Here is a 25,322-nt window from a genome sequence, read left to right as displayed (position 1 = left end):
AAAGTGTATCCAAGCGAGCGGGTCAGTTCTAGGCATGATTCCATTATCCGATGATAAAATCGCCTTCTGGATAACGAAACAGCTCCTTTTTGGATTTAGGAGTCAAAGCGTATACTAGAGTCAGCGGTCCAATCCGGCCGAGGAACATCACGAGTCCGAGCACCACTTTGCTGAAATCTGTCAGCTTCGTCGTCACGTCCAGGCTCAGACCGGAGGTCGCGAACGCCGAGGTTGTCTCAAATAGAAGCGCGAGAAAGGCCCGGTCTTCCACGGCGGATAGGATCATGGCAGTAAGGATCACAAGAAACAGAGCCAGCCAAGTCTGCGTGATCGCCCGCAGAATGGACTCTTTGGACAGACGTTTGCGAAAGAATACAATATCTTCTTTGCCCCGCAGCATGGAATACATTGCGCCGATGAGGATGGCGAACACGGTTACTTTGATTCCGCCTCCTGTAGAGCCTGGCGCGGCCCCGATGAACATCAGCAGCAGAAGCAGGAACTGGGTCGATTGCTGCATGTCCGACACGCTTAGGGTCGACACTCCGCCGGAACGTGCGCTCACGGAGTGGAATACCGCTGCAAAAATCTGATCCGTCAGCGACAGCTCCTGAAATGCGGGAGATTTGAATACCTCCATCACAAAAATAAGCAGCGAACCGGCGATGATAAGAATCCCTGATACGGTGAGCACGACTTTGGAATGCAAGGACAGCCTGCGAGTTGTACGGAACGACAGCAAGTCTGCCAGTACGATGAAGCCGATGCCGCCAAGCACGATCAGGACGATGACCACAATATTGACAAAGGGATCGCTGACGTAAGCGGAAAGTCCGCTATAAGGACCATGTACCGCTCCGAACAAGTCAAACCCTGCGTTATTAAAAATTGAAATACTGTGAAATACTCCATAATAGAGCGCCTGACCCAGAGGCATATCAAAAGACCATCTTATGGCTAGCAGCAGAGCTCCGGCCGATTCGATGACAAAGGAGTAAATCGCCACCCGCCGAATCAGTGAGACGAGTCCTTCCAGCGTGTTCTGCTTCATCGCCTCCTGAAGCACCAGGCGGTCGCGCAGGGAAATGCGCCGGTTGAAGGCGAGAGCGATTAAGGTTCCCATCGTCATAAATCCCAAGCCGCCGATTTGGGTAAGAATGATTAACGTGAGTTCGCCGAATAGCGAAAATTGCGTTGCCGGATCGACCACAACCAGCCCGGTTACGCAGACGGCTGACGTCGCCATAAAAAATGCGTCCACCAGACCGAGCTTCTGGCCGCTCGCCGAGGCAGGCCCGAGGGACAGCAGAAACGTGCCGATGACGATAATAAGGGTAAATCCAAAAGTTAATACTTTGGCAGGGGATAGTGAATCTTGCTTTTTTTTGCGCTTAAGCACTTTGGTATGCACCTCAATATAGACTTCTTGAAATTGAAACAAAACATGTTACGATAAATAAAGCTGAGCAAGCCTTTGGCTTGGCCGAAGGTTAGCGCAGGTATACCGATTATAGAGCAATTTTAACAAAATTCACACCGTTCTTCGCAACAAAATTAATAGAGCAGAGGAGAGACGTCAGAATGGAGCTGCACATCGTTGAAGCACAAATGCAACGGCAGGAGGATGGCACTTACATAGGCAAAACGATTTTTAAAGTTGCATCGCATAAAGCCAATTACGAAATTACGTTCTTCAGCAAGAAGGGGGACGATTGGGACTACAGTCTGCATTATGCGGATGAATCCGGGATTGAGGAGCAATTCCTGCTCGTCGATGCAAGGATCGAAGAGGATGACGAAATGTTTGACCGGCTGCTGGATGCGGCATGGGATACGCTGCCAGCCGAATAAGGAGGAGGCGACAAGCGGCGACTTTACACTGTCCGAAGGGGAGGAGATTGCTTGCTGCAAAAGCCGTTTTACCGTATCTGCCTTGGCATCATCATGGTTCTGACGATCATTTTATTATTGTCCAAGGTTAGCTTTATTTTTATTCCGCTCGTTACTTTAATTAATATTCTAATTGTGCCGGTTATGCTGTCGGGATTTTTGTATTATTTGCTCCGGCCGATTGTGCAGTTTCTGGAACGGAAAGGCTGGAACCGGATGCTGTCCATTCTGGCCATCTACTTGCTGTTTGCTGGCGTGGTTACGGTCTTTCTGATCGTTGTGTGGCCTCCGCTGCAGAAGCAGGTGACCGATTTCGTGAATAATGTGCCGCTGCTGCTTCGCGAGCTGCAAGCCCAGTTCAATGAAATCCGGCAATCCCGGCTGTTCTCCATGTTCAGTGAACAGAACGCGCAAATATCGAACAAGTTAACAGAGTATATCAACTCCGTGATTGAAGCGGCCACTAAATCGATCTCCCATGTCGTCACTTTTCTGAATGATTTCTTCATCGTCGTGGGAACGGCGCCGATCCTTCTATACTACATGCTGAAGCAGGATGACCGGGTGACCCCAACCTTGACGCGGATGCTACCGAAGCGTTATCGGCGTGACGGCGAGCAGGTTATCCACGAAATCGATAACGGGCTCAAAGGTTTTATTGCCGGGCGAATGATTAGCGCTGTACTGCTGGCTGTCATGGGTTTTGTCGGCTTTTGGCTGATCGGTTTGCCTTATCCGCTGCTGCTGGCCATCGTCGGGGCGCTGTTCAATTTCATCCCTTACTTCGGTCCGTTCCTGGGGGCTATTCCCTGTGTGATCGTGGCATTTACTGAATCTACATCGATGGTAATTTGGGTCATCGTGATCGTCGTAGTTTCCCAGCAGATCGAAGGCAATTTGATCTCCCCGTATATTTATGGGAAGACGATCAACATCCATCCGCTGACCACAATTATTCTGTTATTGATCGCCGGCGACTTCGCGGGCATTCTGGGCATGATTCTGGCAATTCCCGTATATATGATGGCGAAAATCATTATCGTGCGCATGTATCAATTGTATTTGGACAGCAGGAAGGGGGACGAGGAGGACGCATCACTGCAGGCGGCTGTCCCAGCCTCGGAGGATGTGCATCGCTAGTCTCATTTCCTGATCATGGTGATCAAAGTCATATCTCCATTCCATCCCCTTGGGAGATGATGATGCTACAGGCTATCATTAATTCTCGGGGGATGATAAGTATGGCAGTAACCGCCAAAGGCGGGAAGTACTTCTACGCATGGAGTACGATACTTCCTGACGGATCTTTTTGCCTGCCGGATCAGGCCCTGCAGGAATACAATATCACGTTGAACTCCAAAATTATCTTAATGTCGGGCCGGAATACGGCGAAGGGTTTCAGTGTCGTCTGTAAAGAATTGATCCCAAATTCGCCGCTTGCGGCGATTTTTGGGAGCTTGCCTGAGCTGCAGAACCACTCCCTTCCCGAAGGGCAGGCCGTTACCTTTAAGGAGCGCATGTTCTGCTGGGTGCTGCTGAGCAAGGACCGTTATATCAAGCTTCCTCTCCAGACATGGCAGCAGTTCGGTTTGCATCCTGGCGATAAGCTGCTCAGCATGCGCGCGACCCATTTGGCCTTCAATATTCTGTCGGAAGGTCCTTATATTGAATTGGCCAAGCAGATGCAAGATATTTTAGAATACAAGTAGCAGGTGAATGGGTATTTATGATATGCGGTTCCCCTGCGGGGCATCCTTTTCCTACCGGAGAAATGGATGTCTTTTTTATTTTTGCGGTGATCACGGTGTATAATGAAATAAGCAAAACGGAATGGATTTTCGCTTTAGCTATCTTCGGTTTACATAACTATAATTATGTTGATTATTGGAGGGCTGCGTATGAATGCACATGAAATCGATTTTGAAATTTATGGCAACGAAATGCAGTGCGTCGAAATTCAGCTGGATCAGGGGGAGAGCGTAGTCGCCGAAGCAGGAAGCTTCATGATGATGGATCAGGACATTCGGATGGAGACGATTTTTGGCGATGGCAGCGACAATGGCGGCGGGCTGGTCGGTAAGCTGATGGGAGCGGGCAAACGGCTTCTAACCGGGGAAGGCTTGTTCATGACCGTCTTTTCGAACGAGGGCTATAACAGACAAAGTGTCACCTTCGCATCTCCCTATCCGGGCAAAATTATTCCGCTCGATCTTCAGATGCTGGGCGGGAGAATTATTTGCCAAAAGGATTCCTTTCTCTGTGCTGCCAAGGGCGTATCGGTAGGTATTGAGTTTCAGCGCCGGCTCGGCACTGGCTTCTTCGGGGGCGAGGGCTTTATTATGCAGAAAATTGAAGGAGACGGGCTGGCGTTCGTCCACTCCGGCGGTCTCGTTCTGGAGAAAAACCTCGCGCCGGGCGAAGTGCTGCGCCTCGATACAGGCTGTCTGGTTGCGATGACGGCCGGAGTCGATTATAACATCGAGTTCGTGAAGGGAGTCAAGTCAGCCTTGTTTGGCGGGGAAGGGCTATTCTTTGCTACGCTGCGCGGACCGGGCAAAGTGTGGGTGCAGTCCTTGCCGTTCAGCCGTATGGCCGATCGCGTGCTCTCGGCGGCCCGCTTCTCGGGACGAAAGGATGAAGGCAGTATTTTAGGCGGTCTGGGCAATTTGTTTGAAGGAAGATAAAGCAAATTAGTCTCAGGCCTCCGACCTCCTATTGACAATCCGGCACTAGTGTAACTACACTTGTTACAGTATAGGCGGGAGGGATATGTATGACGATCAGTTCACGATTCGCCGTCGCTATTCATATATTGACCGTGCTGGAAACGAACCGGGGAGGCGTGAATACGTCCGAGTATATTTCGGACAGCGTGAACACCAACCCGGTGGTAATTCGGCGCATTACAGGGATGTTAAACAAAGCAGGCCTCGTAGAAGCAAGGCCGGGCGTTGCCGGCTCGAAGCTGGCAAAGGAAGCAGACGATATTACGCTGCTGGACATTTACCAGGCTGTCCATGCTGTGGATGAGAATGGCCTGTTTGCGGTTCATGACAAGACGAACGATAATTGTCCGGTAGGACGCAACATTCAGTCGACAATCGAACCTGTTTTTGCTGAAGCTCAGAAGGCGATGGAGAGCACCCTTCAGAAGGTTACATTGCTGGATATTGTGCGCGATTTGGAAAGTAAGCCATAACCGCCTTGTGATGCCCTGAGTTCATAGAAACGGTAGCAATATGGATAAAAGAAGCTCAAAAGGCCGATTCTTCGCAAGAGTGAGTCGGCTTTTTGAGCGTGCAGGCTTTGGCTTAAGCTTCCTGCTTTTCGATTTTGGCGACGTTGTTGAGCTTATGCCGTACAGGATGCTTGGCCAGTTTCTTGGCCACGATTTTAGCCTCGAAGGTAATGGTATCTCCAATGTCTAGTCCGGTCTTCTTCATGGTTGCGCTATGGCTTGACCAAGCGTCCCCGATTTCGATTTCAGGCTCAATGACATTCGCATTCTCATAGATGACGACCTCGTCGTCGTTATCGGAGAAGTGATTGGGGATGGTCGTAAACTCCTTGACAGTAGCCACCATTTTCACTTTGCCCTCCGGAAGCTCCAGCTTGGTTTTTTTAGCTTTTTTACTGCTGGTTTTAGGGGCCTCTTCAGCCGCAGCCGGCAATTTATCGTCCGTATTGTCGGCTGGGATCGCTTTCTCCTGCGCTGGAGCGGCGGTAGCTTCATTTTTAGCTTCGTGTTCCGCTTCCGCATTGGCTGCCTTAGACGAGCCTGTTTCATTGCCCTTATCGTTCGGCGCTTCCGCCGCGTCTCCGGCTTTAATGCCATAGCTGGCGGCCTGCATTTCCTTCAGATAGGAAGGATGGATACAATGCATGTGATGGTTCGCTAATTCGATGACAGCCGTAATATGATCGACATAGCCGATAATGCTGCATGCTTCATTTAATCCATGGCCTTTATAGTAGAAAGTTTTGATTTTAGCCGCTTTGTCGGATAGCAGGCCCCATTCCTTGCACTTATCGATGAGCTCTGCTTCGTCCGAGAAGGCCGTATACGTATCCGGTTCGATCAGAAACGAATGCACCATATATTTTCTCCGCCTTTATTGTTTATTCCATTCTATTTTATCATGTTTTGCTCCAATTAGCGGCATGCTCAGTACAGGAATCTCCATAAGTAGAACGTCGCATATGCCTCCCAATTGGTCCACGGCGCGGCCAGTGTGCGGATTTCCTGCTTTGTCGGCTTGCGGTCGCTGCCCGTTACATGCTTAATTGCGTTATGCAGTCCGACATCATCGATCGGAAAGGCCGAAGGCATCCGCAGACAGCGCATTAGCACATAATTAGCTGTCCATGGCCCGATGCCGCGAATGGAAACAAGCATCTGCTCCGCCGCCTTCAAACTGCCGGCATTCAACAGCTTGTCTTTCGTCAATTCCCCTTCGGCAATTTGCCGGGCTGCACCGATAAGGTACTCGCATTTTTTGACGGTCATTCGCAGCCCGCTTAAATCTTCGACCGTTAGCCCGGCGATGTCGGCTGCGGAAGGGAAGAGCCAATACTGCTCTCTATCAACACTTACTTGTTTGCCAAAACGCTCAACAAGCCGTCTTTTCAACGTATAGGCATAACCCAGACTGATTTGCTGTCCGAGAATTCCCCAGCTTACCGCTTCGAACAAATCGGGGATGCCGATCACCCGCAATCCATAAAAAGAAGAGACCGCTTGCGTCAGAAGCCGATCCTCTCTGGCCATCTCATAAAAGGGAAGAAGCTCTCGATCCATGTCGAACCATTCTCTGACGTATTTCGCGACTTCCGATTGCAGCCATGGACTGATGGGCGCAGTGCCGCCTTTAATAGTTACTTTTAGTGAACTGTCCCCGTGAGCACTGATTTCTATGATCGATATGTGTTCCTTAATGGTGATTGCCCTGCTGACCCGTCCGTCCCGGATCTGATATAGGCATTCATTGGGCGATCTTAATAAGTAAGCCAAATTTTGCGCAAAGCTAAATGGCTCGGGAACGTCTATCATCAGGTTCATCTCTGTGCTTGCATCCAAAGTTATTCCTCCATTCCGGCTGATTAGAGCTCATTCTAGTTGTAACATGAAAGCTGGTTTAGCAGTTTCGATATCTTGCTTTTACATTCGGAAATACGTTCAATTCGGCGAATCTGGAGTTATACTGGTTTATGGAGGCGAAGCAATATGAGAAAACAAGGCCAGCAGTTAACCGAAGAATTATGGCAAGCGATCGTAGGGAATAATGCGATTTACGACAACCAATTTATTTACGCTGTGCAATCGACGGGGATTTTCTGCCGGCCTTCCTGCAAATCCCGCCCGCCAAAGAGGGAGCATGTCCGAATATTTGCCAATGCGGAGGAGGCTTTATCCGCGAATTTTCGCCCCTGCAAAAGATGCAAGCCTGCTCATGGCCGGCTTCCAGACGCTGAATGGGTGGAGCAGATTGCGGGGTATATGGATGCCCACTACCGGGAGAAGCTCACCCTGGATATTTTGGCTGAAATGTGCCATGGCAGCCCATATCATCTGCATCGCACCTTTAAGCGAATTAAAGGGGTGACGCCAGCTCTGTATCTGCAGCAAAGGAGATTGAACACGGCGACAAAATATTTGCGCACAACCGACAAAGCGATAGCTGAAATTGCCGAGACTGTTGGTATCGGCAGCACTTCTTATTTTATCACCCTTTTTAAAAAAGCGACGGGACAGACCCCGTCAGAATACCGCGAATGCGTGCGTGAATAGAACAGGAGGTTCATTATTATGACAGTGTTAACGGAAGCTCCATTATACTGGGCATTGCTGCAGATGGATCATTGGAGCATTCATATTGCCGCAACAACCCGGGGACTGTGCTATGTCGGTTCTCATGACCAGCCGTATGCGGAGCTGTCGGCTTGGGCAAACCGGAGATTCCCCGGCTGCGGCTTGAGGGAGGACGAAGCGAGAATGCGTCCCTATGCGGAGGAATTGAGTCGATATTTGCGGGGAGAGCTCGAATGCTTCAACCTTCCATTGGACGCTCCCGGGACTGAGTTTCAACGGATGGTCTGGAAAGCGCTCGCCGAAATCCCTTATGGCTGTACGGAATCCTATACAGGTATTGCCCGCAAAATCTCTAAACCGTCCGCTGTACGGGCTGTCGGGGCCGCGATTGGGGCAAATCCGTTATTGATCGTCATTCCATGCCACCGTGTCATAGGCAGAAATGGAGCCCTTACGGGGTATCGCGGCGGGCTGGACATGAAGGCGCGTTTAATCGAACTGGAACAGGACCATGGAAAACAGGCAGGAGCCATTTATGAGGTCCTTTGAAATTTTTGAGCCTGCCAGGCTTTGCACCGCAAGAAAGTATGTTAAAATGGTATAGAAAAACCTGAAATAAGATTTCTATAAATTAACAAAGATGTAAATATGATACAAAAGTCCTATTGATTTGCGAATCATCCTCCACTAATCTGTGGTTGAGAGAAAATGTTCACAAATTTGTTAAAAATTGCAGACGTGTGCATAAACTCTCCACACCATATCGGGAGGATGATTTGTATGAAGAAGAAAGTTAGTTTTTTTCTCGCCCTATCGTTAGTGATGACACTATTCGGTGCGCTCCATGCATCCGCAGCGTCCATTACGGTAGACTCTACAATTATCGTTAAGGCAGGAACGACGTTTGACGGTAAAGGCCAAACTTATGTTGCCAACCCGAAAACCTTAGGCGACGGCAGCCAGGCTGAGAATCAGAAGCCGATTTTCCGCCTGGAGGCGAACGCCACGCTGACGAACGTCATTATCGGGGCGCCGGGCGCTGATGGAGTTCACTGTTATGGAAACTGCAACATCAACAACGTAACATGGGCGGATGTAGGTGAAGATGCACTTACTCTCAAATCTTCTGGAACCGTTAACATTAATGGTGGAGGCGCTTACAAGGCGTACGACAAAGTATTTCAAATGAATGCGGCTGGAACGATCAACATTAAGAATTTCAAAGCGAACGATATCGGCAAGCTTGTGCGGCAAAATGGCGGTACCACTTTTAAAGTTGTGATGAACGTAGACAACTGCGACATTTCCAAGGTAAAAGATTCGATTCTGCGTACAGACAGCAGCACATCAACCGGGAAAATCACGAATACGAGATATTCTAGTGTTCCTACCTTATTTAAAGGCTTTGCATCCGGCAACACAAGCCAGTCCGGAAATACGCAATATTAATCGTTTAGCCTGTTACGGCCTGCGAATGACATGCACGTGTTGTCATTCGCAGGTCTTTTATATATTTTAAAAATATAAGTGTTGACCTTCTCGCTACGTAAAGGTGTACAGTGATGTTGTCAGGAGGTGATCCCATGGAATATACCATACAGAAGCTGGCCCGGCTAGCCGGAGTCAGCACGAGAACGCTTCGCTACTATGACGAGATTGAACTTCTTAAGCCGGCAAGAATCAACTCGTCCGGTTATCGCATCTACGGCCAAGCAGAAGTAGATCTGCTGCAGCAAATTTTGTTCTACCGTGAGCTGGGCATTTCACTGGAGCAGATCAAAGCGATCATCACCTCGCCCAGTTTTAACAGCGTTTTGGCGCTTAAGCAGCACCGGGAACAGCTCCTTGACAGAAGAAGGCAATTGGATGTCCTGATTGGAAATGTGGATAAGACGATTGCTATGCATGAAGGGAGAATAAGCATGACGGATAAAGAGAAGTTTGAAGGGTTCAAACAGCAATTGATCGACGATAACGAGCAGAAATTCGGCAGGGAAATCCGTGAAAAATACGGGAATGAAAAGGTTGACCAGTCCAACTTGAAATTTCGCGGGATGACGGAGGAGCAATACGAAAAAATGACGCACTTAGAGGAAGAGTTCAAGCGGACGTTGGCCGAAGCATTTAGAACCGGCGATCCAGCTAGCGAAATTGCTCAGCGGGCGGCGGATCTGCACAAGCAGTGGCTGTGCTATTCTTGGAATGAATACAGCGCAGAAGCTCATGCCGGGCTGGCGCAGATGTACGTGGACGATGAGCGGTTCACCGCTTATTATGATGCAGAACAGTCCGGTACGGCACAGTTCCTTCGCGATGCAATTCTCATTTATACGGGAATTTGATTCATCCCTGCGTAGAGCGGGTAATAATGAACAAGTGGGAAGTGGCCATAATCAATGAACAGACGGAACGGCAGAATCCTGTATTCCGAAAGGTAGTTGATTTACCATGTACTCTCTCAAAAGGAAGAGAAAATCGATCTTGCGTCGATTGTTCTCTGGCAAGGCACCCTAGCTATTGGAAGGCGGCTGCGCCATAAATGGTAACCCCATAGGGGGAGCGCCATGATGGGTTGCGCCATAAATTGAAAATGACTTGAAGCTACCGCTTCCCACGTTTAAAGACTCTGCGCCCTTGGCGCGGGGTCTTTTTTGCTTTAACGGGCGGCGGGTTTGCAATTATTAGTTTTCCTAATCAAAGATATAAGATCATTCTAATTGACCACCAGCACACGCTATGATAAGTTTTATTAAATGATAAATTAGATAGTAATACTAGGAATTAATTTAAATTCTATGTATGCTGCGTGAGGTGGATATTGTTGGAACTACAAGTGAGTAACAGCCCATTTAGTCAAGAGCAGGCGGAGCTGCTCAATCGCCTTCTTCCTACGCTAAACGATCATCAGCGTATTTGGCTAAGCGGATATTTGATCGCATTGCAAGGAGCCGGTGCGCCTACCGCTGCAGCTAATCTCGTTCAGGCAGTTGCGGCCGCAGAACCGGCCATTTCCAAGGAAGTGACTGTGCTCTATGGCTCGCAGACGGGGAACAGTCATAATCTGGCTGGAAAGCTGTCGAAGAAGCTGGAGGAACAGAGCTTCCAGGTCACTTTGGCGTCGATGAGCGATTTCAAGCCAAATACACTGAAGAAAATTGAGAACCTGTTTATTGTCGTAAGTACACATGGCGAGGGAGAACCGCCGGACAGCGCTATCGCCTTCTATGAATTCCTTCACAGCAAGCGGGCTCCGAAGCTCGAAGGACTGCGTTATTCCGTCCTTGCGCTTGGAGATACATCCTATGAATTCTTCTGCCAGACGGGGAAAGATTTCGATAAACGCCTGGAGGAGCTTGGCGGCGAACGGATATCTCCGCGTGTGGATTGCGATGTTGATTTCGATGAATCCGCCGCAGAATGGATGGGGAATGTCCTCGAAGCGCTCGGCAAGCTATCAGCATCCGGCGCTTCGGTCAGCAGCACAGCTCCTGCGGCCGCAGTCAGCGGCACGGAGTCCGAATATTCGAGAAGCAACCCGTTTTCCGCGGAAGTGCTGGAGAACCTGAATTTGAACGGCCGCGGCTCGGATCGGGAGACCCGCCATATCGAGCTATCGCTGGAAGGCTCGAACCTTCAGTATGAACCGGGAGACAGCCTGGGCATTTATCCGGAGAATCATCCGCAGCTGGTCGAGGAGCTGATCGCGGCTATGGGCTGGAACGGCGAGGAAACGATCACAGTAAATAAGAACGGAGAACAGCGGACCCTTCGGGATGCCCTGCGCCGCTATTATGAAATTACGGTATTGACTAAACCCCTGCTGGAGCAAGCTGCGCAGCTAAGCACAAGCGGAGAGCTGAAGCAACTGTTTGAAGCCGGGCGTGAACAGGAGCTTCGAGCCTATCTGGCTGAACGCGATCTGCTCGATCTGGTTACGGACTTCTCTTTTGCGGGAGTAAGCGCCAGCCAGTTCGTGTCGATTCTGCGGAAAATTCCTGCACGCCTGTACTCCATTGCCAGCAGTCCGAAAGCATATCCGGACGAGGTGCATCTCACCGTCCGCACCGTCCGTTATGAAGCGCATGGCCGCAACCGTTACGGGGTTTGTTCAGTTCAGCTTGCAGAGCGGGTAGAGCCGGGGGATACTTTGCCGGTATTCGTTCAGCATAACCCAAGCTTTAAGCTGCCGGAGAATCCTGATACTCCGATCATTATGATCGGGCCGGGAACGGGAGTTGCGCCTTTCCGGGCTTTTCTAGGCGAACGGGAAGAGACGGGGGCGGAAGGAAAGTCGTGGCTGTTCTATGGAGATCAGCATTTTTCAACGGACTTCCTGTATCAGGTGGAGTGGCAGCGCTGGCTTAAAGACGGCGTACTGACCCGAATGGATGTTGCGTTCTCCCGGGATACCGACAAGAAGGTCTACGTCCAGCACCGGATGCTCGAGAAGAGCAAAGAGCTCTACAAGTGGCTGCAGGAAGGCGCGGTGGTGTATGTATGCGGGGACGAGAAGAAGATGGCCCATGACGTGCATGCCGCCTTGGCTGCTATTCTTGAACAAGAGGGCGGTCTTAGCCCGGAGGAAGCTGCAGAGTATTTGACGCGGATGCAGCAGGAGAAACGTTATCAACGGGATGTATATTAAGCGGGGAATCCTGGAGATTACGAGAGGAGAATTGCCAATATGTCAGACAACAATTTAATGTCGCCGAACAGCGCGCCGCATAGCGACGTTGAAGATATTAAGATAAGAAGTAATTATTTGCGCGGAAGCCTGGAAGAGACGCTCCAGGATCCGATAACCGGATCCATACCGGAGGATGATAACCGGCTGATGAAATTCCATGGCAGCTATATGCAGGACGATCGGGATTTGCGGAACGAGCGTCAGAAGCAGAAGCTGGAGCCGGCCTATCAATTCATGCTGCGGGTGCGTGCCGCAGGCGGCGTCGTAACGCCGGAGCAATGGCTCATGATGGACAGCGTATCGCAGAAGTACGCAAATGGAACGATCCGCTTGACGACGCGGCAATCGTTCCAGCTTCACGGGGTCATCAAGTGGAACTTGAAGAAGACAATCCAGGAAGTAAATGAAGCCATGCTGAGCACCTTGGCCGCTTGCGGTGATGTGAACCGTAACGTGATGTGCAACCCGAATCCGTACCAATCGGAAATCCATTCCGAGGTATATCATTGGGCCAGCAAAGTAAGCGACCACCTTGATCCGCAAACGAAGGCGTACCATGAGATTTGGCTGGACGGCGAGAAGGTCATCGATAGCAATGATCAAGCCGAGCAGGAGCCTATCTATGGACGCGTCTATTTGCCGCGGAAGTTCAAAATCGGCCTAGCCGTCCCGCCGTCGAATGATGTCGACGTTTTCTCGCAGGATTTGGGCTTCATTGCAATAATTGAGGACGGACAGCTAAAAGGCTTCAATGTTACGGTGGGCGGTGGTATGGGAATGTCCCACGGTGATGTGAAAACTTATCCGCAGGTATCCAAAGTAATCGGCTTCTGCTTGCCGGAGCAAATCATCGATGTGGCGGAGAAGACCGTCACGATACAGCGAGACTACGGAGACCGTTCCGTCCGGAAGCATGCGCGTTTCAAATATACGATTGATGACCGTGGTATCGATTGGTTCGTTCAGGAACTGACAACTCGCCTGGGATGGAGCCTGCAGGAGGCAAAGCCTTTTCACTTCGAGCATAACGGCGATCGTTACGGATGGGTGAAGGGCAGTAACAACAAATGGCATTTTACGCTATTTATTCAGAACGGAAGAATCAAGGATGAAGCGGATTACAAGCTGATGACGGGCCTGCGGGAAATCGCCAAGGTTCATACCGGGGATTTCCGGCTTACACCGAACCAGAACTTGATCATCGCAAACGTCAGCAGCCAGAAGAAGAAAAAAATCGAAGGCTTGATTCAGCAGTATGGACTTACCGACGGCCTGCATTATTCTGCGCTGCGTAGAAACTCCATGGCCTGCGTGGCGTTCCCGACCTGCGGCCTCGCTATGGCTGAGTCAGAGCGTTATTTGCCGACATTGCTCGACAAGATCGAACCAATGCTGGAGGAGTCCGGTCTGCAGGAGGAAGATATCGTCATTCGGATGACAGGCTGCCCGAACGGCTGTGCCAGACCGATGCTTGCTGAAATCGCCTTTATCGGCAAAGCGCCAGGCAAGTACAATATGTATCTTGGCGGAGGGTTCTCTGGGAACCGCTTGAATAAATTGTACAAAGAAAATATCGGCGAGGCTGAAATTCTGGAATCCTTACAGCCGATCATTACTCATTACTCCAAAGATCGCCAAGAAGGCGAGCATTTCGGCGATTTCGTCATTCGAGCCGGTTACGTTCAGGAAGTCACCGACGGCCAGAATTTCCACGCTTAAAATAAAGCCGAGTCAAGCATAGCGTCTCACTGCCAAGTGAGGCGCTATTTGTTTTTTTGTCTTAAAAAGTTAATTATTGACATGAAAAAAATATTATGTCATTATTGTGTCAATATTGAATCTATTAAATGAAAATCGAATAGTAGGGGGCCGATTTATGAAAATCAAAGATATGATGTATGTGGCTTTATTTGCTGCAGTCATGGCTGTTTTAGGTTTATTGCCTCCTATTCCGCTCCCGTTCATCCCCGTGCCGATTACAGTTCAAACGTTGGGAGTCATGTTGGCCGGAAGTATTTTAGGCGCTAGACTAGGAGGATTAAGTCTGCTTATCTTCGCAATCATCGTCCTCGCAGGAGCGCCTCTATTGTCCGGTGGAAGAGGAGGCTTGTCCGTCCTGGCCAGTCCAACCGGAGGTTACTTCTTAAGCTGGCCGATCGCTGCATTTTTGATTGGATACATGGTGCAGCGCATGGGTGCACGCATCAACCTCTGGAAATTGATATTGATCAATGTGGTTGGCGGAATCCTGATCATTTATGCCGTCGGCATCCCTTACATGTCCTTCATGACGGATGTACCGCTTGGGAAAGCCATTATTGGCAACATCACCTTCATCCCTGGCGATCTGCTGAAGGTCGTTGTCTCTTCACTAATTGCAATCAGAATGCTGAAGGTAAGTTCAGTTATGCTCCGCCAGGCGAACAGCCGCTCACACAAAGCTTAAATCTCCCTACCATTGCGAATACGTAAGGTTTGCCTCCACTTGGCAAACCTTTTTTCAACCAAACATTTCCATTGCTTCTGCACTACTAACATCAATTGGAGGTCTTGCCATGATTCATTTTTCGGGCGTCTCATTCCAGTATCCCCAGCAGGACTGCGTTCTCAGCGATATATCCTTTACGATTTCACCCGGTGAATATGTGATTATCGCAGGAACAAACGGCACTGGGAAATCCACGGCAGCCAAGCTGATCAACGGGCTGCTGCTGCCTACGGAGGGAGAGGTTCGATATAAGGAGTACCGGACCAGCAATGAACGGGAACTGGGAACGATACGACAAAAAATCGGGATTGTCTTCCAGAATCCCGAAAATCAGATCGTTGCTTCTACCGTGTATGAAGATGTTGCTTTTGGCCTGCAGAATCTCTGCTTGTCCCCGGAAGAGATTGCCACGAAAGTGAAGCTCGTATTGGAACGCGTAGGCATGCTGGATAACATCCATGCTGATGTCGATTCCTTATCGGGCGGTCAGAAACAGAGAATAGCGATTGCCGGAATTCTGGCTGTAGAGCCGGATGTAATTATATTCGACGAGTCGACTTCAATGCTTGATCCGGAAGGCAAACAGCAGGTGCTGGGCCTCATCAGGGAACTGAATCGGAAGGGGATCACAATCATTTCAATCACTCATGATATGGAGGAACTGGCCGAGGCATCTAGACTGATCGTTCTGGATCATGGATGTATCCGGTACGACGGTCCGCCGGGCAAGCTGTTCGAGGAGGACTATCTGTCGATTCCCGGCTTGGCGGCTCCTTTCGCTGTAAACGTAAGGGACGCTTTGCGAAGCAAAGGGATTCCGCTCCCGCGCAACCTATTTTGTATGGAAGATTTGGTGGATGGATTATGGAAATTACATTAAATGACGTATTTTACTCCTATAACGCTGGAACGCCGCTCGAGAACGAAGTGCTGCGCGGACTCAATTTGAAGCTGGACAGCAATAAAATTACCGCTGTAGTAGGAAGGACGGGCTCTGGCAAATCTACCTTCGTCCAACATCTTAATGGACTGCTGTACCCGACGCGGGGAAGCATTCACGTTGGCGACACCATCATCAGGAGCGGCAGCAAAAGGAAGCCCGTTCTCTTTGACAAAGTGGGCATCGTATTTCAAATGCCGGAGCACCAGTTGTTTGAGGAGACCGTTCTAAAGGATGTTTCCTTTGGTCCCAACCAGTTAGGCTGGCCGCAGGATCTGATCCGAGCCAAGGCGCTGGAGGCGCTTAGGCTGGTTGGTCTGGACGAATCTTTCGGAGATCGGTCGCCATTTGAGCTAAGCGGCGGGGAGAAGAGGAGAGCTGCAATTGCCGGAGTGCTGGTAATGGAGCCTTCCGTGCTTATTCTGGATGAGCCTACGGTAGGTTTGGATACCGAGGGCAAAAAGTCGCTTATGGAGCTGTTTCTCAGCTGGCGCAAGGAGAAGCAGCGCACGCTGGTCATTGTAACCCATGATATGGACCTATTGGCCGAGTACGCTGAAGACGTCATCGTTTTCGAGAGTGGTAAAGTCAAACTCAAAACAGATCCGCTTACCCTCTTTACGTATTATCGGCAGGAAATTGAGGCGTTAGGACTAAAGCTCCCGCTGGCGCTGTCCCTCGTCGAGCAATTAAACGCCAAGCTGTACACCCCTATAATGGTTGAGTCCGTGAAGAAGGAAGCGATTCTGGCGCAGCTCGCCGATCATTTCCTTATCGCCAGCGGAAAAGGAGGGGTCTGAAGCATGGCCTTGACCCAGCATTTGATATTTGGCCAATACATTGATAAGAAATCGCTGGTCCATGAGCTCGATCCGCGAACGAAGCTGTTGATCGTCATGGCCTTCATGATTTCGGCGCTGCTCCTCACGACGCTTGTCTCTTACGTTCTGCTGGCGCTAATGGTCGCGGCCGCCATTGCCATTTCCAAAATACCGCCCACCTACATCATCAGAGGATTAAAGCCGGTATGGCTGATTGTGATCATTACTTCGGTCTTTCATATTTTCTTGACGCAGGGCGGAGAGGTGCTGATTCAACTTGGCTCTGTGTCCATCTATGAGCAAGGCGTGCTTAAGGCGATTGCGATTGCTGTACGCATCATTTTACTGTTAGCTATGGCCACCTTGCTGACGTTAACGACGAAGCTGAGTGATTTAACCAGCGCCATTGAAACACTGCTGTCACCGCTGCGCAGAATAGGAGTGCCGACACAGGAAATCGCCATGATGATGACTTTAACGATCCGTTTTATTCCGATTCTCCTGCAGGAAACCGACAAAATTATGAAAGCCCAAAGAGCCAGGGGCGTTGATTTCGCTTCCGGCAACATAGTCAAAAGATTGCTGAACTTTATCCCGATTATTGTACCCGTCCTGATGCTGGCGTTTCAGAAAGCCGAAAGTGCCTCCCAGGCGATTGAAGCCCGGGGTTATCAGCCAGGAATGCAGCGCACACAGCTAAGAACACTTGCTTTGCAAGCCATCGACTTCAAAGCGCTACTCGTGTCGGGACTATTTATGTCCGTGCTGATCGCGCTCAGAATGTGAGGAGGAACGATGCGAATATATCCATGCACTCTTGAAGCATACCGCGACCTTATTGCCGTATCCCTTGGCCGCAAACCTCCGGATGTTTGGTTGAAGAATGCAGCCTATCTCAACGTATACACGGGACAAGTTGAAAGGGGTCATATTTACGTTTCCGGCAACCGGATCGCCTACGTCGGAGACAAGGAATTTGCAGTATCGCCGAATACGCAAATCATTGAACTGGAGCAGAGGCAAATCGTCGTTCCCGGTTATATTGAGCCTCATGCGCATCCCTGTCAAATGTACAACCCGTTCACATGGGGCGTTAGCCAGCTCCGTCAAGGGTCCGTGTTATCGATTAACGATAACTTGTCCCTGCTTATGCTCCTTGGCGAGCGGGCGATCTCGTTTATTGAGGAATTAGACCAGATTAGCAGCCATATGTTTTTGTGGTGGTGTAATTTTGATCAAGTGCAGGCTGGCGACCGGGATTTGCTCAAAACGTGGCTTGCTCATCCGCTTGTCATTCAAGGCGGTGAAATTACGGAATGGTTTCAGCTTCTTCAGGGGGATGAGGAGCTGCTGGAACGGCTGCATCTGTTAAAGAGGGCGTGTTTGCGAGTAGAAGGTCATCTGCCAGGCGTCTCCTATGAAAAAATCAGCGGGATCGCGGCGGCGGGTATCGGAGCGGATCACGAGTCTCTAAATGCCGACGATGTGCTAAAGAGATTAAGGCTCGGGCTATACGCCAGCCTCAGATATTCTTCCATACGCCCGGATCTGCCGGATATTTTGGCTGGCCTGGCCGGCGATCCGCGTTTTAATTTGAGCCGCGTTATGCTTACGAGCGACGGCCCTTCGCCGCATTTTACGGAGGAGCACAGCATTCCCGCCATGATCAAGCTGTGCATGGAAGCCGGCTTATCCGCCGCTGAAGCTTACAGGCTGGCTACCCTGAATCCGGCGACGTACTATGGGCTCGATGAAGATCTGGGCGGCATTGCCCCCGGCAGGCTTGCCAGCTTCAACGTTCTGGACTCGCTGAACGAGCCGGCTCCGCTCCACGTTATGCAGCAGGGGACATGGCGCATCTGGGACCGGGAAGACATGCAGCCAGCCGATGAAGCTGCGGTCGCAAGCTGGCTACATTCCTATTTTCCGCCCCCAAGAGTGCCTGCCGAGCTGGTCCCGGGACAGGTCCGTGAACAAGGCAGCACAGGTATTGAGCTTGTCAACGATGTCATTACGAAGCCATACGAATTTATTGCTGGTGAACCGCTGGAGGCCGAGGAGAGCTTCATGACGCTGCTTGACTCAAAAGGGAAGTGGACACTTCATACCCGTATAAAAGGCTTTGCTTCTGGGGTTACGGCGCTGGCGAGCACTTATAGCGCATCTGGCGATACTTTGCTGATCGGCAGGAGTGAAAAGGGGATATGCGACATATTGCAGGAGCTGAACAAGCGTGGCGACGGGATACTGGCTTATTTCATCAACGGGGAGAAGCTGCATATCCCCCTTCCGTTAGGCGGCATAATGAGCGCCGGGAACATAAAAGAGATCAGCGAATCCCTCGGGCTTTTTGCGCATCGAATGAAGGAACACGGCTATCGGTTTCGCGATCCTGCCTATACGCTGCTTTTTCTGACCGCTTCCCATCTGCCTAACATACGCATGTCTGCGAAGGGACTGTATCTGGTTAAGAACGGACATGTGATTGCCAGTCCTGTTCGACTGGATACCCGTTAGATGTCTTTACCAAACATTCTGCAGAGAAGGTGATCCTTATGCTGATTACGGAGGCCGTTCAAGCACACGCCGACGGACAACCGAAGAAAACTGCGCTCGTCGTCGATCACCGCCGGTTGACATACCAGGAGCTTGACAAGGCCATCAACGAGGCGGCTTGCGAACTTATGGCCTTTGAGAATAGCTTTGATCAAGCTGGGCATACGCTTGTCGGCTTCTTGCTGCATAACAGCGTGGAGTTCGTGCAATATTTTTTGGCTGCGGCAAAGCTCGGGTTATGCTCAGCGCTATTCGATCCGAAATGGGCCGATGCAAATATCGAAGCGATTTTAGAGGAGTGCAGGCCGGCTATTTTGGTTGTTGGCATCGATTTGCTGCCTCGCTTGGCCAGTGTTCCTGATACGACGAAGCTGATCGTCATCGACAGCGATTCCGCAGTACCGGAGGAAATTAGGAACCATAGCTGTGAAGGCAATGCGACTGCCGCCAGAACTGGTTCAACCGGGTACCGATTTCCCCGTAACTCAACCCTGGACAGCATATTCTATATGGGGTTTACTTCAGGAACCACCGGAATGCCGAAAGGCTTTCTCCGTGCTCAGCATTCATGGATGGAGAGCTTCGCTCAGGCCAAGGAGGCATTTGGCTTAAGCGAAGCCGACCATGTTCTCGGTACCGGGCCGCTAGTTCACTCTTTGACGATTTATGCGGCGATTCAAACCTTGTATCTTGGCGGAACCTTCTATCTCCCGCGAAAATTCAAGGCCGCGCCGGCGCTGGCTATGCTGGAAGACTGTCCCATTACCCATATTTATCTCGTTCCAACGATATTCGAAGCGCTGTACCATGAAGCGATCTCGCAAACCCCTGTTTTTGCTGCGCCGCAAGTAAAATCATTAATTACGACGGGAGACAAGTGGACACCGGAATCGAAGGTGAAGGCAGGGGAGGTCTTTCCTCAGGCAGGCATTTACGAATTCTATGGCGCTTCCGAGCTCAGCTTCGTCACGGTGCTGGATCCGGCAGGCAACGAAGCTAGACCGGACTCGATCGGCAAGCCGTTTAACGGAGTGGAGGTGTCCTTGCGTAAGCCTGACGGTACAGAAGCAGGGGCAGGCGAAGTGGGACAGATTTATATCAGAAGCAGCATGATTTTCTCCGGCTACTTCAATAATGCAGACGAAACGAAGCAGGTTATCCATGGAGAATGGGCAACGGTAGGAGATCTGGCGATGAGGGACTCAGAAGGCTTTCTCTATATGGTGGGCAGAAGCAACAATATGATCATCAGCGGAGGGCTTAACATTTACCCCGAAGAGATCGAGAAAATTTTGCTGTCGTTGGAGGAAATCGAGGAGGCCATTGTAGCTGGATTGCCTGACGCCTACTGGGGGCAAAAGGTTGTGGCTCTCGTGAAAGCAAAACAAGACGCGGTCATCAGCGATCAGGATATTATGGCGCACTGCCGCAAGCGGCTGGCCAGCTATAAATGCCCGAAGGAAATTTTGCGGGTCGAATCTTTCCCTTACACGAACAGCGGCAAAATATCACGCGCGTCCATCCATGATTGGCTGGCCGGAAGGGTGGTGTGAGTATGTCCATTCCTGTGATTGTAGCTGCCAAACGAACGGCCATCGGCAAATATGGAGGAATGTTCAGGGAGATTCCGCCCGAGGTGCTCGCCGCAGAGGTGATTCGAGCTATTCTGGGCGAAACCTCCGTGAACCCTGGGGATATCGATGACGTAATCCTCGGCAATGCAGTTGGCCCTGGCGGCAATATCGCCAGATTGTCCGCTTTGACCGCCGGACTCCCGGTGGAGGTTCCAGGAGTTACGGTCGATCGTCAGTGCGGTTCGGGTCTCGAAGCGATCCATCTGGCGGCGCGGCTGATTCAGGCTGGAGCAGGCGAGATCTATTTGGCGGGCGGTGTGGAGAGCACAAGCCGAGCGCCGTGGAAGATCGATAAACCTCTTTCATTATATGGCCGGGGATTTCCTGCTATTATGGGCCGCGCAAGGTTCTCGCCTGATTGTATCGGTGATCCGGACATGGGCAAGGCCGCAAACAATGTCGCTGAACTCTACGGGATCACCAGGGAGCAGCAGGATTTGTATGCGCTTCATAGCCAAAAAAAGGCTGTGGACTCGATCCGCAGCGGGCGCTTTCAACGCGAAATCGTGCCAATCACCATTACAGCAGACCGGGAAGCAAAAATCATCGATACGGATGAATGTCCGCGCCCCGGCACAACGCTCGAGAAGCTTGCGGCTCTGCCGCCCGCATTCGATGCCGACGGCACGGTAACGGCGGGCAATGCTTGTCCGGTCAATGACGGTGCAGCGATCGTCCTGTTGATGTCACTAAAGATGGCCCGCTCATTAGGCTTGCAGCCTGTCATTCAGTTCGTCGATTCGGCCGCAGCTGGCGTTGATCCGAATTATTTAGGGATCGGTCCTGTACCCGCAGTAAGCAAGCTGCTCGCAAGAAACAGCCTGAAGGTAAGTGATCTCGATATTCTGGAATTCAATGAAGCTTTTGCCTCGCAGGTGCTGGCCTCTCTGCAGCAGCTGAGCATACCGGAGGACATCGTCAATGTCGGCGGCGGAGCTATCGCGCTGGGTCATCCTTACGGAGCCTCCGGTGCCATTCTCGTCACGCGCCTGTTCAGCGAAATGCGGAGCATGGACGCTGCAAGGGGCATGACGACGCTTGGTATCGGCGGCGGACTGGGGCTCGCAACGTTATGGGAGAAATACGAATAAAAAGGAGGCGACAACATGCAACTTAACCAGCAAACTGCAGTGATAACCGGCTCCAGCCGCGGTATCGGCCGGGCGATCGCCCTTAGAATGGCACAAGAAGGTGCCCGGGTGGTCGTTAACGGTACCGATGCAAGCCGTGTTAACGAGGTGGTTGAGGAAATTCACCAAAACGGCGGCGTCGCGATCGGCATCGCCGAATCAGTCCATACGATGAAGGGGGGGGCCCGGATCATCTCTGCGGCGATGGCGGAGTTCGGCCAGGTGGATATCCTGGTGAACAACGCTGGAATTATCCGCGATAAAATGGCGCACAAGCTTAGCGAAGAAGATTGGGATGCTGTAATCAACACCCATTTGAAAGGAGCCTTCTCCTGTATTCATGCCGCGCTGCCCGGCATGAGGGAGAGAAGACAGGGCTGCATCATCAACATGACATCGACAGCAGCCTTAACCGGAACGGCGGGTCAGCTTAACTACAGCGCGGCCAAAGCCGGATTGCTCGGTATGACGTGGACGCTGGCGCTGGAGCTCAGTGATTACGGAATTAGCGTCAATGCCATCGCTCCAGCGGCCTTGACGGACATGTCGGCTCCGTATGTCGAGCGGGCGAGGCGGGATGCGGAGGCTGCGGGCCAAAGCCTCCCTGATTATTGGCGAATCGGAACGCCTGAAGAGGCGGCCGAGCTGGCAGTGGCGCTAAGTCTGCCTCAATGCCGGGAACTTAGCGGTGAAATATTCTCCGTTAATGGCGGCGATATTGGATTATGGGCACGTCCCAAACATGAATTGCTGACCTCGCGCAAATCGGGACATTGGATGGCCAGCGAAATTGCCGCCGAGTTATTGACCAAATCCTCAAATTGATGTAGCTATGGAGGAATGCCTTGTTGAAGAAGAAACGAATATTTATCGGCATGATGGCCGGAATGGGCAGAGTCAACCGTTGCTTGCCCATCGCGCTCAAGCTTCGAGACATGGGGCATGAGGTCGCTTTTACGATTTGGGGAAATGCGGGTGCAGCCATGGAGGAGCTCGGCTTTGAAGCTATCCCGATTCCGCCTATTCCGGAGCCGAAGGGCCAGACATTCGATCCCGATTTTGCGGATTTCCATCAATTTCTGGCGATGATGGGTTATGCTGACGCGGTATATATGAAGAACGAGCTTGAATCCAGGCTGGGTGTAACGTCAGCCTTTAAGCCGGATCTTGTGCTCACAGATTCCAGTTTATCGGCCGCTTTCATTGCCCGCAAGCTTGGAATTCCGCTCGTTTCCATCCACCAGTCCTGCTCCCTTCCCGGAGGCGTGCCATTTAACCCAGAGGCAGCGGCAAGACCGATAGAGAACGGCGCCGGTCATGCAAGTGATGCCTTTGATGCCGGTAATGCTGTCACTGAGGCGCTAAACGAAACGCTTGCTTTGCACGGACTGGAACAGAGCGACAATGTCCTGGCCTTCTTGGCCGGCGACTTAGCAATTGTGCCAAGCATCCCAGAATTTGATCCCGTAGATCCAAGGGTCCTCTCAATCCCCCTGGAATATGTCGGTCCGATCGTCTGGAGGGATGACAGCGTGGCAGGTTTGCCGCAGTCCTGGCTGGCCGAGGAGAGGAGCATGGCAGGGAAGAGACGTGTATTCGTGTATACGAGCAGGCTTGTGGAATGGGGTGTCGAGAGCGGCGGCCATATTTTCAGGGAAGTGGTCCATGCGCTGGGTCATACTTCTACGGAAATATTGATCGCTACGGGCTTTAATCCGCTGGAAGGGGATCAGGAGAAAATTCCTCCGAATGTGAGCTTTGCGACTTACGTATCCGGGGTGATGGCGGCAGAGCGAAGCGATATTATGATACACCACGGGGGGCACGGGAGCTGTATGACGACGCTATTGACAGGCACACCTTCATTGATGATTCCTACCTGGGCGGAAAGGGAATTCAACGCTAGGCAGCTGCAGCAAATAGGCGGCGGCCGTATGATCCGCCCTTACGAGATGACGGGTCAGCGGCTGGCGGAAATGGTGGATACGATGCTCGGCGGGGGGGCTTTGGAGCAGGCGCGAACATTACGGGACAGCATTGCTTCCCGTAATTACGGAGGCGCAGAACGCGCTGCCGCCTTAATTAATGAACTGCTATAGGCATTGCGCATAGATTGACCTTAATAAAAAGGAGTTATCGGCTTTGCCCTATCATTTTCGGCCACGATGCAAGTTCCCAGGGTGCGAGCCGAGAAAGGAGAATTTATGAAGGCTAGCATTGTCATACTGGCCTATAATCAGCAAGAAATTATCGAAGCTTGCCTGATTTCCCTATCCCGCCAATACCTGCAGGAGGGGGACGGCTTCGAGGTCATCCTCGTCGATAACGGGTCAACGGATGGCACAGGGGAAATGATTCATCAATTGGCGGTAAATTACCCGCTGACTTATAAATACATCCCTGACACGGTGGAATCGAGCAGAGCTGTTTCCCGTAATCAGGGCATTGTGAGCGCAAGCGGTGATATCGTGATTTTTCTGGATGGGGATCAAATTCCCGGACCGGGATTCGTCGCCGAGCATTTGCGCGTTCATAAATTTGCGGAGGACAAGCTTGTCATCGGCTTTAGAAGATATTTGGAGCAAGGAGCGATCGCTGGGGGGCGAGGAAAAGCGCTTTTTGAAGCAGGCAGCTTGCCGCCCTTCGAGGAAGATGAACGGTTTTGGTTGATGGAGCGGTTTTCCGAGAATGCCGGAGCGCTCCGAACGGCCTGGCATCTGTTCTTCAGCTGCAATATATCGGTCAGAAGGGAGAGACTGATCGGAGCCGGCATGTTTAATGACGGTTTCGCGGGCTGGGGACTGGAGGACAGCGAGCTCGGCTACAGGCTGGAGCAGGGAGGCGGTTCGTTTATTTTCAACAAAAACGCGCTTGCCTATCATGTGCATCATCCTTCCGAATTCAATGAGGCCCGCTACGCTGGCTGGCTGGCGAATTTGCAGCATTTCATCTCCCGTCACCCGTCCTTTGAAGTAGAAGCGCAAAAAATCCTGGCGGAATTTTTCAATCCGCAAATCAGAATTTCCTGGTGGGACTGCTATGTAAGGTTCGAAAATGTCGTCCGGGCCTATCAAGGGTATGAGGGGGGCCGTTATCCCGTCAGCATTATCGTGATTTATAAGCATAGTACCGAAGCGGTCAATGCGATTACTTCCGAGGCAGCAGGCAGGGAAGTCGCCGTGATCGATCAAACCGAATTATCCGATCTCGATCTTATCTGCCAGTCGATCAGGCAAGCTTACGATGTGCTCTACTATAAACACCCTACCGAGAGGCAGCTTGTCGACCTGTACCGCCTATTTGCAGCAAGAGGAATTTGGAGGCAGCAGGTGTTCGATTAAGTTGGGATCGCTTTAATATCGGATTA

At 51.1% G+C, this 25,322-nt stretch carries 24 protein-coding genes; 21 read left to right on the top strand and 3 right to left on the bottom strand.

What is annotated here, in order from left to right; translation table 11 throughout:
• Positions 1-43 precede the first annotated feature (43 nt).
• Complete coding sequence (locus tag MKX50_RS13275) at positions 44-1,399, bottom strand: potassium transporter TrkG (RefSeq protein ID WP_339160117.1); 1,356 nt, start codon at positions 1,397-1,399, stop codon at positions 44-46.
• A 182-nt stretch (positions 1,400-1,581) separates the two neighbouring features.
• Between MKX50_RS13275 and MKX50_RS13270 the strand changes: the two genes are divergently transcribed.
• The 5 genes from MKX50_RS13270 to MKX50_RS13250 all read left to right on the top strand — a co-directional run bounded on the left by MKX50_RS13270 (position 1,582) and on the right by MKX50_RS13250 (position 5,089).
• Complete coding sequence (locus tag MKX50_RS13270; protein WP_213592283.1) at positions 1,582-1,851, top strand: hypothetical protein; 270 nt, start codon at positions 1,582-1,584, stop codon at positions 1,849-1,851.
• Positions 1,852-1,902: 51 nt separating this feature from the next.
• Positions 1,903-3,030 carry an AI-2E family transporter gene (locus tag MKX50_RS13265; RefSeq protein WP_339157188.1) on the top strand — a complete coding sequence of 376 codons (1,128 nt, stop codon included), beginning with the start codon at positions 1,903-1,905 and terminating at the stop codon, positions 3,028-3,030.
• Positions 3,031-3,122: 92 nt separating this feature from the next.
• Positions 3,123-3,599, top strand: a complete 477-nt coding sequence (locus tag MKX50_RS13260) for a hypothetical protein (protein ID WP_339157187.1) — start codon at positions 3,123-3,125, stop codon at positions 3,597-3,599.
• Between the two features lie 189 nt (positions 3,600-3,788).
• Positions 3,789-4,574, top strand: coding sequence for a TIGR00266 family protein (locus MKX50_RS13255; RefSeq protein WP_339157186.1), 786 nt, complete (start codon positions 3,789-3,791; stop codon positions 4,572-4,574).
• Positions 4,575-4,663: 89 nt separating this feature from the next.
• Positions 4,664-5,089, top strand: coding sequence for an Rrf2 family transcriptional regulator (locus MKX50_RS13250; protein WP_213592286.1), 426 nt, complete (start codon positions 4,664-4,666; stop codon positions 5,087-5,089).
• Positions 5,090-5,201: 112 nt separating this feature from the next.
• On the opposite strand, the gene MKX50_RS13245 is transcribed toward MKX50_RS13250, so the two are convergent.
• Positions 5,202-5,987, bottom strand: a complete 786-nt coding sequence (locus MKX50_RS13245; RefSeq protein ID WP_213592288.1) for a hypothetical protein — start codon at positions 5,985-5,987, stop codon at positions 5,202-5,204.
• Between the two features lie 68 nt (positions 5,988-6,055).
• Positions 6,056-6,967: a DNA-3-methyladenine glycosylase gene (locus tag MKX50_RS13240; RefSeq protein WP_280530420.1), complete on the bottom strand. Its 912-nt coding sequence runs from the start codon at positions 6,965-6,967 to the stop codon at positions 6,056-6,058.
• A gap of 147 nt (positions 6,968-7,114) precedes the next feature.
• On the opposite strand from MKX50_RS13240, the gene MKX50_RS13235 reads away from it, so the two are divergent.
• The 16 genes from MKX50_RS13235 to MKX50_RS13160 all read left to right on the top strand — a co-directional run bounded on the left by MKX50_RS13235 (position 7,115) and on the right by MKX50_RS13160 (position 25,296).
• Positions 7,115-7,678 (top strand): bifunctional transcriptional activator/DNA repair enzyme AdaA, encoded by a 564-nt coding sequence (locus tag MKX50_RS13235; protein ID WP_213592290.1) that lies wholly within the window; start codon positions 7,115-7,117, stop codon positions 7,676-7,678.
• A gap of 18 nt (positions 7,679-7,696) precedes the next feature.
• A complete protein-coding gene (locus MKX50_RS13230) occupies positions 7,697-8,248 on the top strand; it encodes a methylated-DNA--[protein]-cysteine S-methyltransferase (protein ID WP_280530421.1) in 552 nt (183 codons plus the stop codon).
• 231 nt (positions 8,249-8,479) lie between these two features.
• Complete coding sequence (locus MKX50_RS13225) at positions 8,480-9,148, top strand: pectate lyase (RefSeq protein WP_213592292.1); 669 nt, start codon at positions 8,480-8,482, stop codon at positions 9,146-9,148.
• 134 nt (positions 9,149-9,282) lie between these two features.
• The gene (locus tag MKX50_RS13220) at positions 9,283-10,041 is read left to right on the top strand and encodes a MerR family transcriptional regulator (RefSeq protein ID WP_213592294.1); all 759 of its coding nucleotides are present in this window, start codon (positions 9,283-9,285) and stop codon (positions 10,039-10,041) included.
• Between the two features lie 479 nt (positions 10,042-10,520).
• On the top strand, positions 10,521-12,344 hold the full coding sequence (locus tag MKX50_RS13215; RefSeq protein WP_339157185.1) for an assimilatory sulfite reductase (NADPH) flavoprotein subunit: 1,824 nt from the start codon (positions 10,521-10,523) through the stop codon (positions 12,342-12,344).
• Positions 12,345-12,383: 39 nt separating this feature from the next.
• On the top strand, positions 12,384-14,105 hold the full coding sequence (cysI, locus tag MKX50_RS13210; protein WP_213592298.1) for an assimilatory sulfite reductase (NADPH) hemoprotein subunit: 1,722 nt from the start codon (positions 12,384-12,386) through the stop codon (positions 14,103-14,105).
• Between the two features lie 157 nt (positions 14,106-14,262).
• Positions 14,263-14,832, top strand: coding sequence for a biotin transporter BioY (locus MKX50_RS13205; RefSeq protein ID WP_339157184.1), 570 nt, complete (start codon positions 14,263-14,265; stop codon positions 14,830-14,832).
• A gap of 109 nt (positions 14,833-14,941) precedes the next feature.
• Positions 14,942-15,754: an energy-coupling factor transporter ATPase gene (locus MKX50_RS13200; protein ID WP_339157183.1), complete on the top strand. Its 813-nt coding sequence runs from the start codon at positions 14,942-14,944 to the stop codon at positions 15,752-15,754.
• Positions 15,739-16,614, top strand: a complete 876-nt coding sequence (locus MKX50_RS13195; RefSeq protein WP_213592302.1) for an ATP-binding cassette domain-containing protein — start codon at positions 15,739-15,741, stop codon at positions 16,612-16,614. Before MKX50_RS13200 ends, MKX50_RS13195 begins: the two co-directional genes overlap by 16 nt.
• 3 nt (positions 16,615-16,617) lie before the next feature.
• A complete protein-coding gene (locus MKX50_RS13190) occupies positions 16,618-17,421 on the top strand; it encodes an energy-coupling factor transporter transmembrane component T (protein ID WP_213592304.1) in 804 nt (267 codons plus the stop codon).
• 9 nt (positions 17,422-17,430) lie between these two features.
• On the top strand, positions 17,431-19,152 hold the full coding sequence (locus MKX50_RS13185) for an adenine deaminase C-terminal domain-containing protein (protein ID WP_339157182.1): 1,722 nt from the start codon (positions 17,431-17,433) through the stop codon (positions 19,150-19,152).
• A 38-nt stretch (positions 19,153-19,190) separates the two neighbouring features.
• Positions 19,191-20,744, top strand: a complete 1,554-nt coding sequence (locus MKX50_RS13180) for an AMP-binding protein (RefSeq protein WP_339157181.1) — start codon at positions 19,191-19,193, stop codon at positions 20,742-20,744.
• 2 nt (positions 20,745-20,746) lie between these two features.
• On the top strand, positions 20,747-21,916 hold the full coding sequence (locus MKX50_RS13175; RefSeq protein WP_339157180.1) for a thiolase family protein: 1,170 nt from the start codon (positions 20,747-20,749) through the stop codon (positions 21,914-21,916).
• A gap of 15 nt (positions 21,917-21,931) precedes the next feature.
• Positions 21,932-22,780 (top strand): SDR family NAD(P)-dependent oxidoreductase, encoded by an 849-nt coding sequence (locus MKX50_RS13170; RefSeq protein WP_213592312.1) that lies wholly within the window; start codon positions 21,932-21,934, stop codon positions 22,778-22,780.
• Positions 22,781-22,803: 23 nt separating this feature from the next.
• Positions 22,804-24,054 (top strand): nucleotide disphospho-sugar-binding domain-containing protein, encoded by a 1,251-nt coding sequence (locus tag MKX50_RS13165; protein WP_339157179.1) that lies wholly within the window; start codon positions 22,804-22,806, stop codon positions 24,052-24,054.
• Between the two features lie 105 nt (positions 24,055-24,159).
• Entirely contained in the window at positions 24,160-25,296 is a 1,137-nt protein-coding gene (locus MKX50_RS13160) for a glycosyltransferase (protein WP_339157178.1), read from the top strand.
• Positions 25,297-25,322 lie beyond the last annotated feature (26 nt).

It is taken from the genome of Paenibacillus sp. FSL W8-0186 (assembly GCF_037969765.1).
Lineage (GTDB): Bacteria > Bacillota > Bacilli > Paenibacillales > Paenibacillaceae > Fontibacillus > Fontibacillus woosongensis.
This window is presented reverse-complemented; position numbering and strand designations above follow the sequence as displayed.

Bases quoted from the DNA above. Each gene is read 5' to 3' on its own strand.
- MKX50_RS13245 (WP_213592288.1), bottom strand. From the start codon at position 5,987: ATGGTGCATTCGTTTCTGATCGAACCGGATACGTATACGGCCTTCTCG.
- MKX50_RS13190 (WP_213592304.1), top strand. From the start codon at position 16,618: ATGGCCTTGACCCAGCATTTGATATTTGGCCAATACATTGATAAGAAA.
- MKX50_RS13255 (WP_339157186.1), top strand. From the start codon at position 3,789: ATGAATGCACATGAAATCGATTTTGAAATTTATGGCAACGAAATGCAG.
- MKX50_RS13185 (WP_339157182.1), top strand. From the start codon at position 17,431: ATGCGAATATATCCATGCACTCTTGAAGCATACCGCGACCTTATTGCC.
- MKX50_RS13250 (WP_213592286.1), top strand. From the start codon at position 4,664: ATGACGATCAGTTCACGATTCGCCGTCGCTATTCATATATTGACCGTG.
- cysI (WP_213592298.1), top strand. From the start codon at position 12,384: ATGTCAGACAACAATTTAATGTCGCCGAACAGCGCGCCGCATAGCGAC.
- MKX50_RS13230 (WP_280530421.1), top strand. From the start codon at position 7,697: ATGACAGTGTTAACGGAAGCTCCATTATACTGGGCATTGCTGCAGATG.
- MKX50_RS13170 (WP_213592312.1), top strand. From the start codon at position 21,932: ATGCAACTTAACCAGCAAACTGCAGTGATAACCGGCTCCAGCCGCGGT.
- MKX50_RS13180 (WP_339157181.1), top strand. From the start codon at position 19,191: ATGCTGATTACGGAGGCCGTTCAAGCACACGCCGACGGACAACCGAAG.
- MKX50_RS13160 (WP_339157178.1), top strand. From the start codon at position 24,160: ATGAAGGCTAGCATTGTCATACTGGCCTATAATCAGCAAGAAATTATC.
- MKX50_RS13195 (WP_213592302.1), top strand. From the start codon at position 15,739: ATGGAAATTACATTAAATGACGTATTTTACTCCTATAACGCTGGAACG.
- MKX50_RS13225 (WP_213592292.1), top strand. From the start codon at position 8,480: ATGAAGAAGAAAGTTAGTTTTTTTCTCGCCCTATCGTTAGTGATGACA.
- MKX50_RS13235 (WP_213592290.1), top strand. From the start codon at position 7,115: ATGAGAAAACAAGGCCAGCAGTTAACCGAAGAATTATGGCAAGCGATC.
- MKX50_RS13220 (WP_213592294.1), top strand. From the start codon at position 9,283: ATGGAATATACCATACAGAAGCTGGCCCGGCTAGCCGGAGTCAGCACG.
- MKX50_RS13175 (WP_339157180.1), top strand. From the start codon at position 20,747: ATGTCCATTCCTGTGATTGTAGCTGCCAAACGAACGGCCATCGGCAAA.
- MKX50_RS13260 (WP_339157187.1), top strand. From the start codon at position 3,123: ATGATAAGTATGGCAGTAACCGCCAAAGGCGGGAAGTACTTCTACGCA.
- MKX50_RS13205 (WP_339157184.1), top strand. From the start codon at position 14,263: ATGAAAATCAAAGATATGATGTATGTGGCTTTATTTGCTGCAGTCATG.
- MKX50_RS13270 (WP_213592283.1), top strand. From the start codon at position 1,582: ATGGAGCTGCACATCGTTGAAGCACAAATGCAACGGCAGGAGGATGGC.
- MKX50_RS13200 (WP_339157183.1), top strand. From the start codon at position 14,942: ATGATTCATTTTTCGGGCGTCTCATTCCAGTATCCCCAGCAGGACTGC.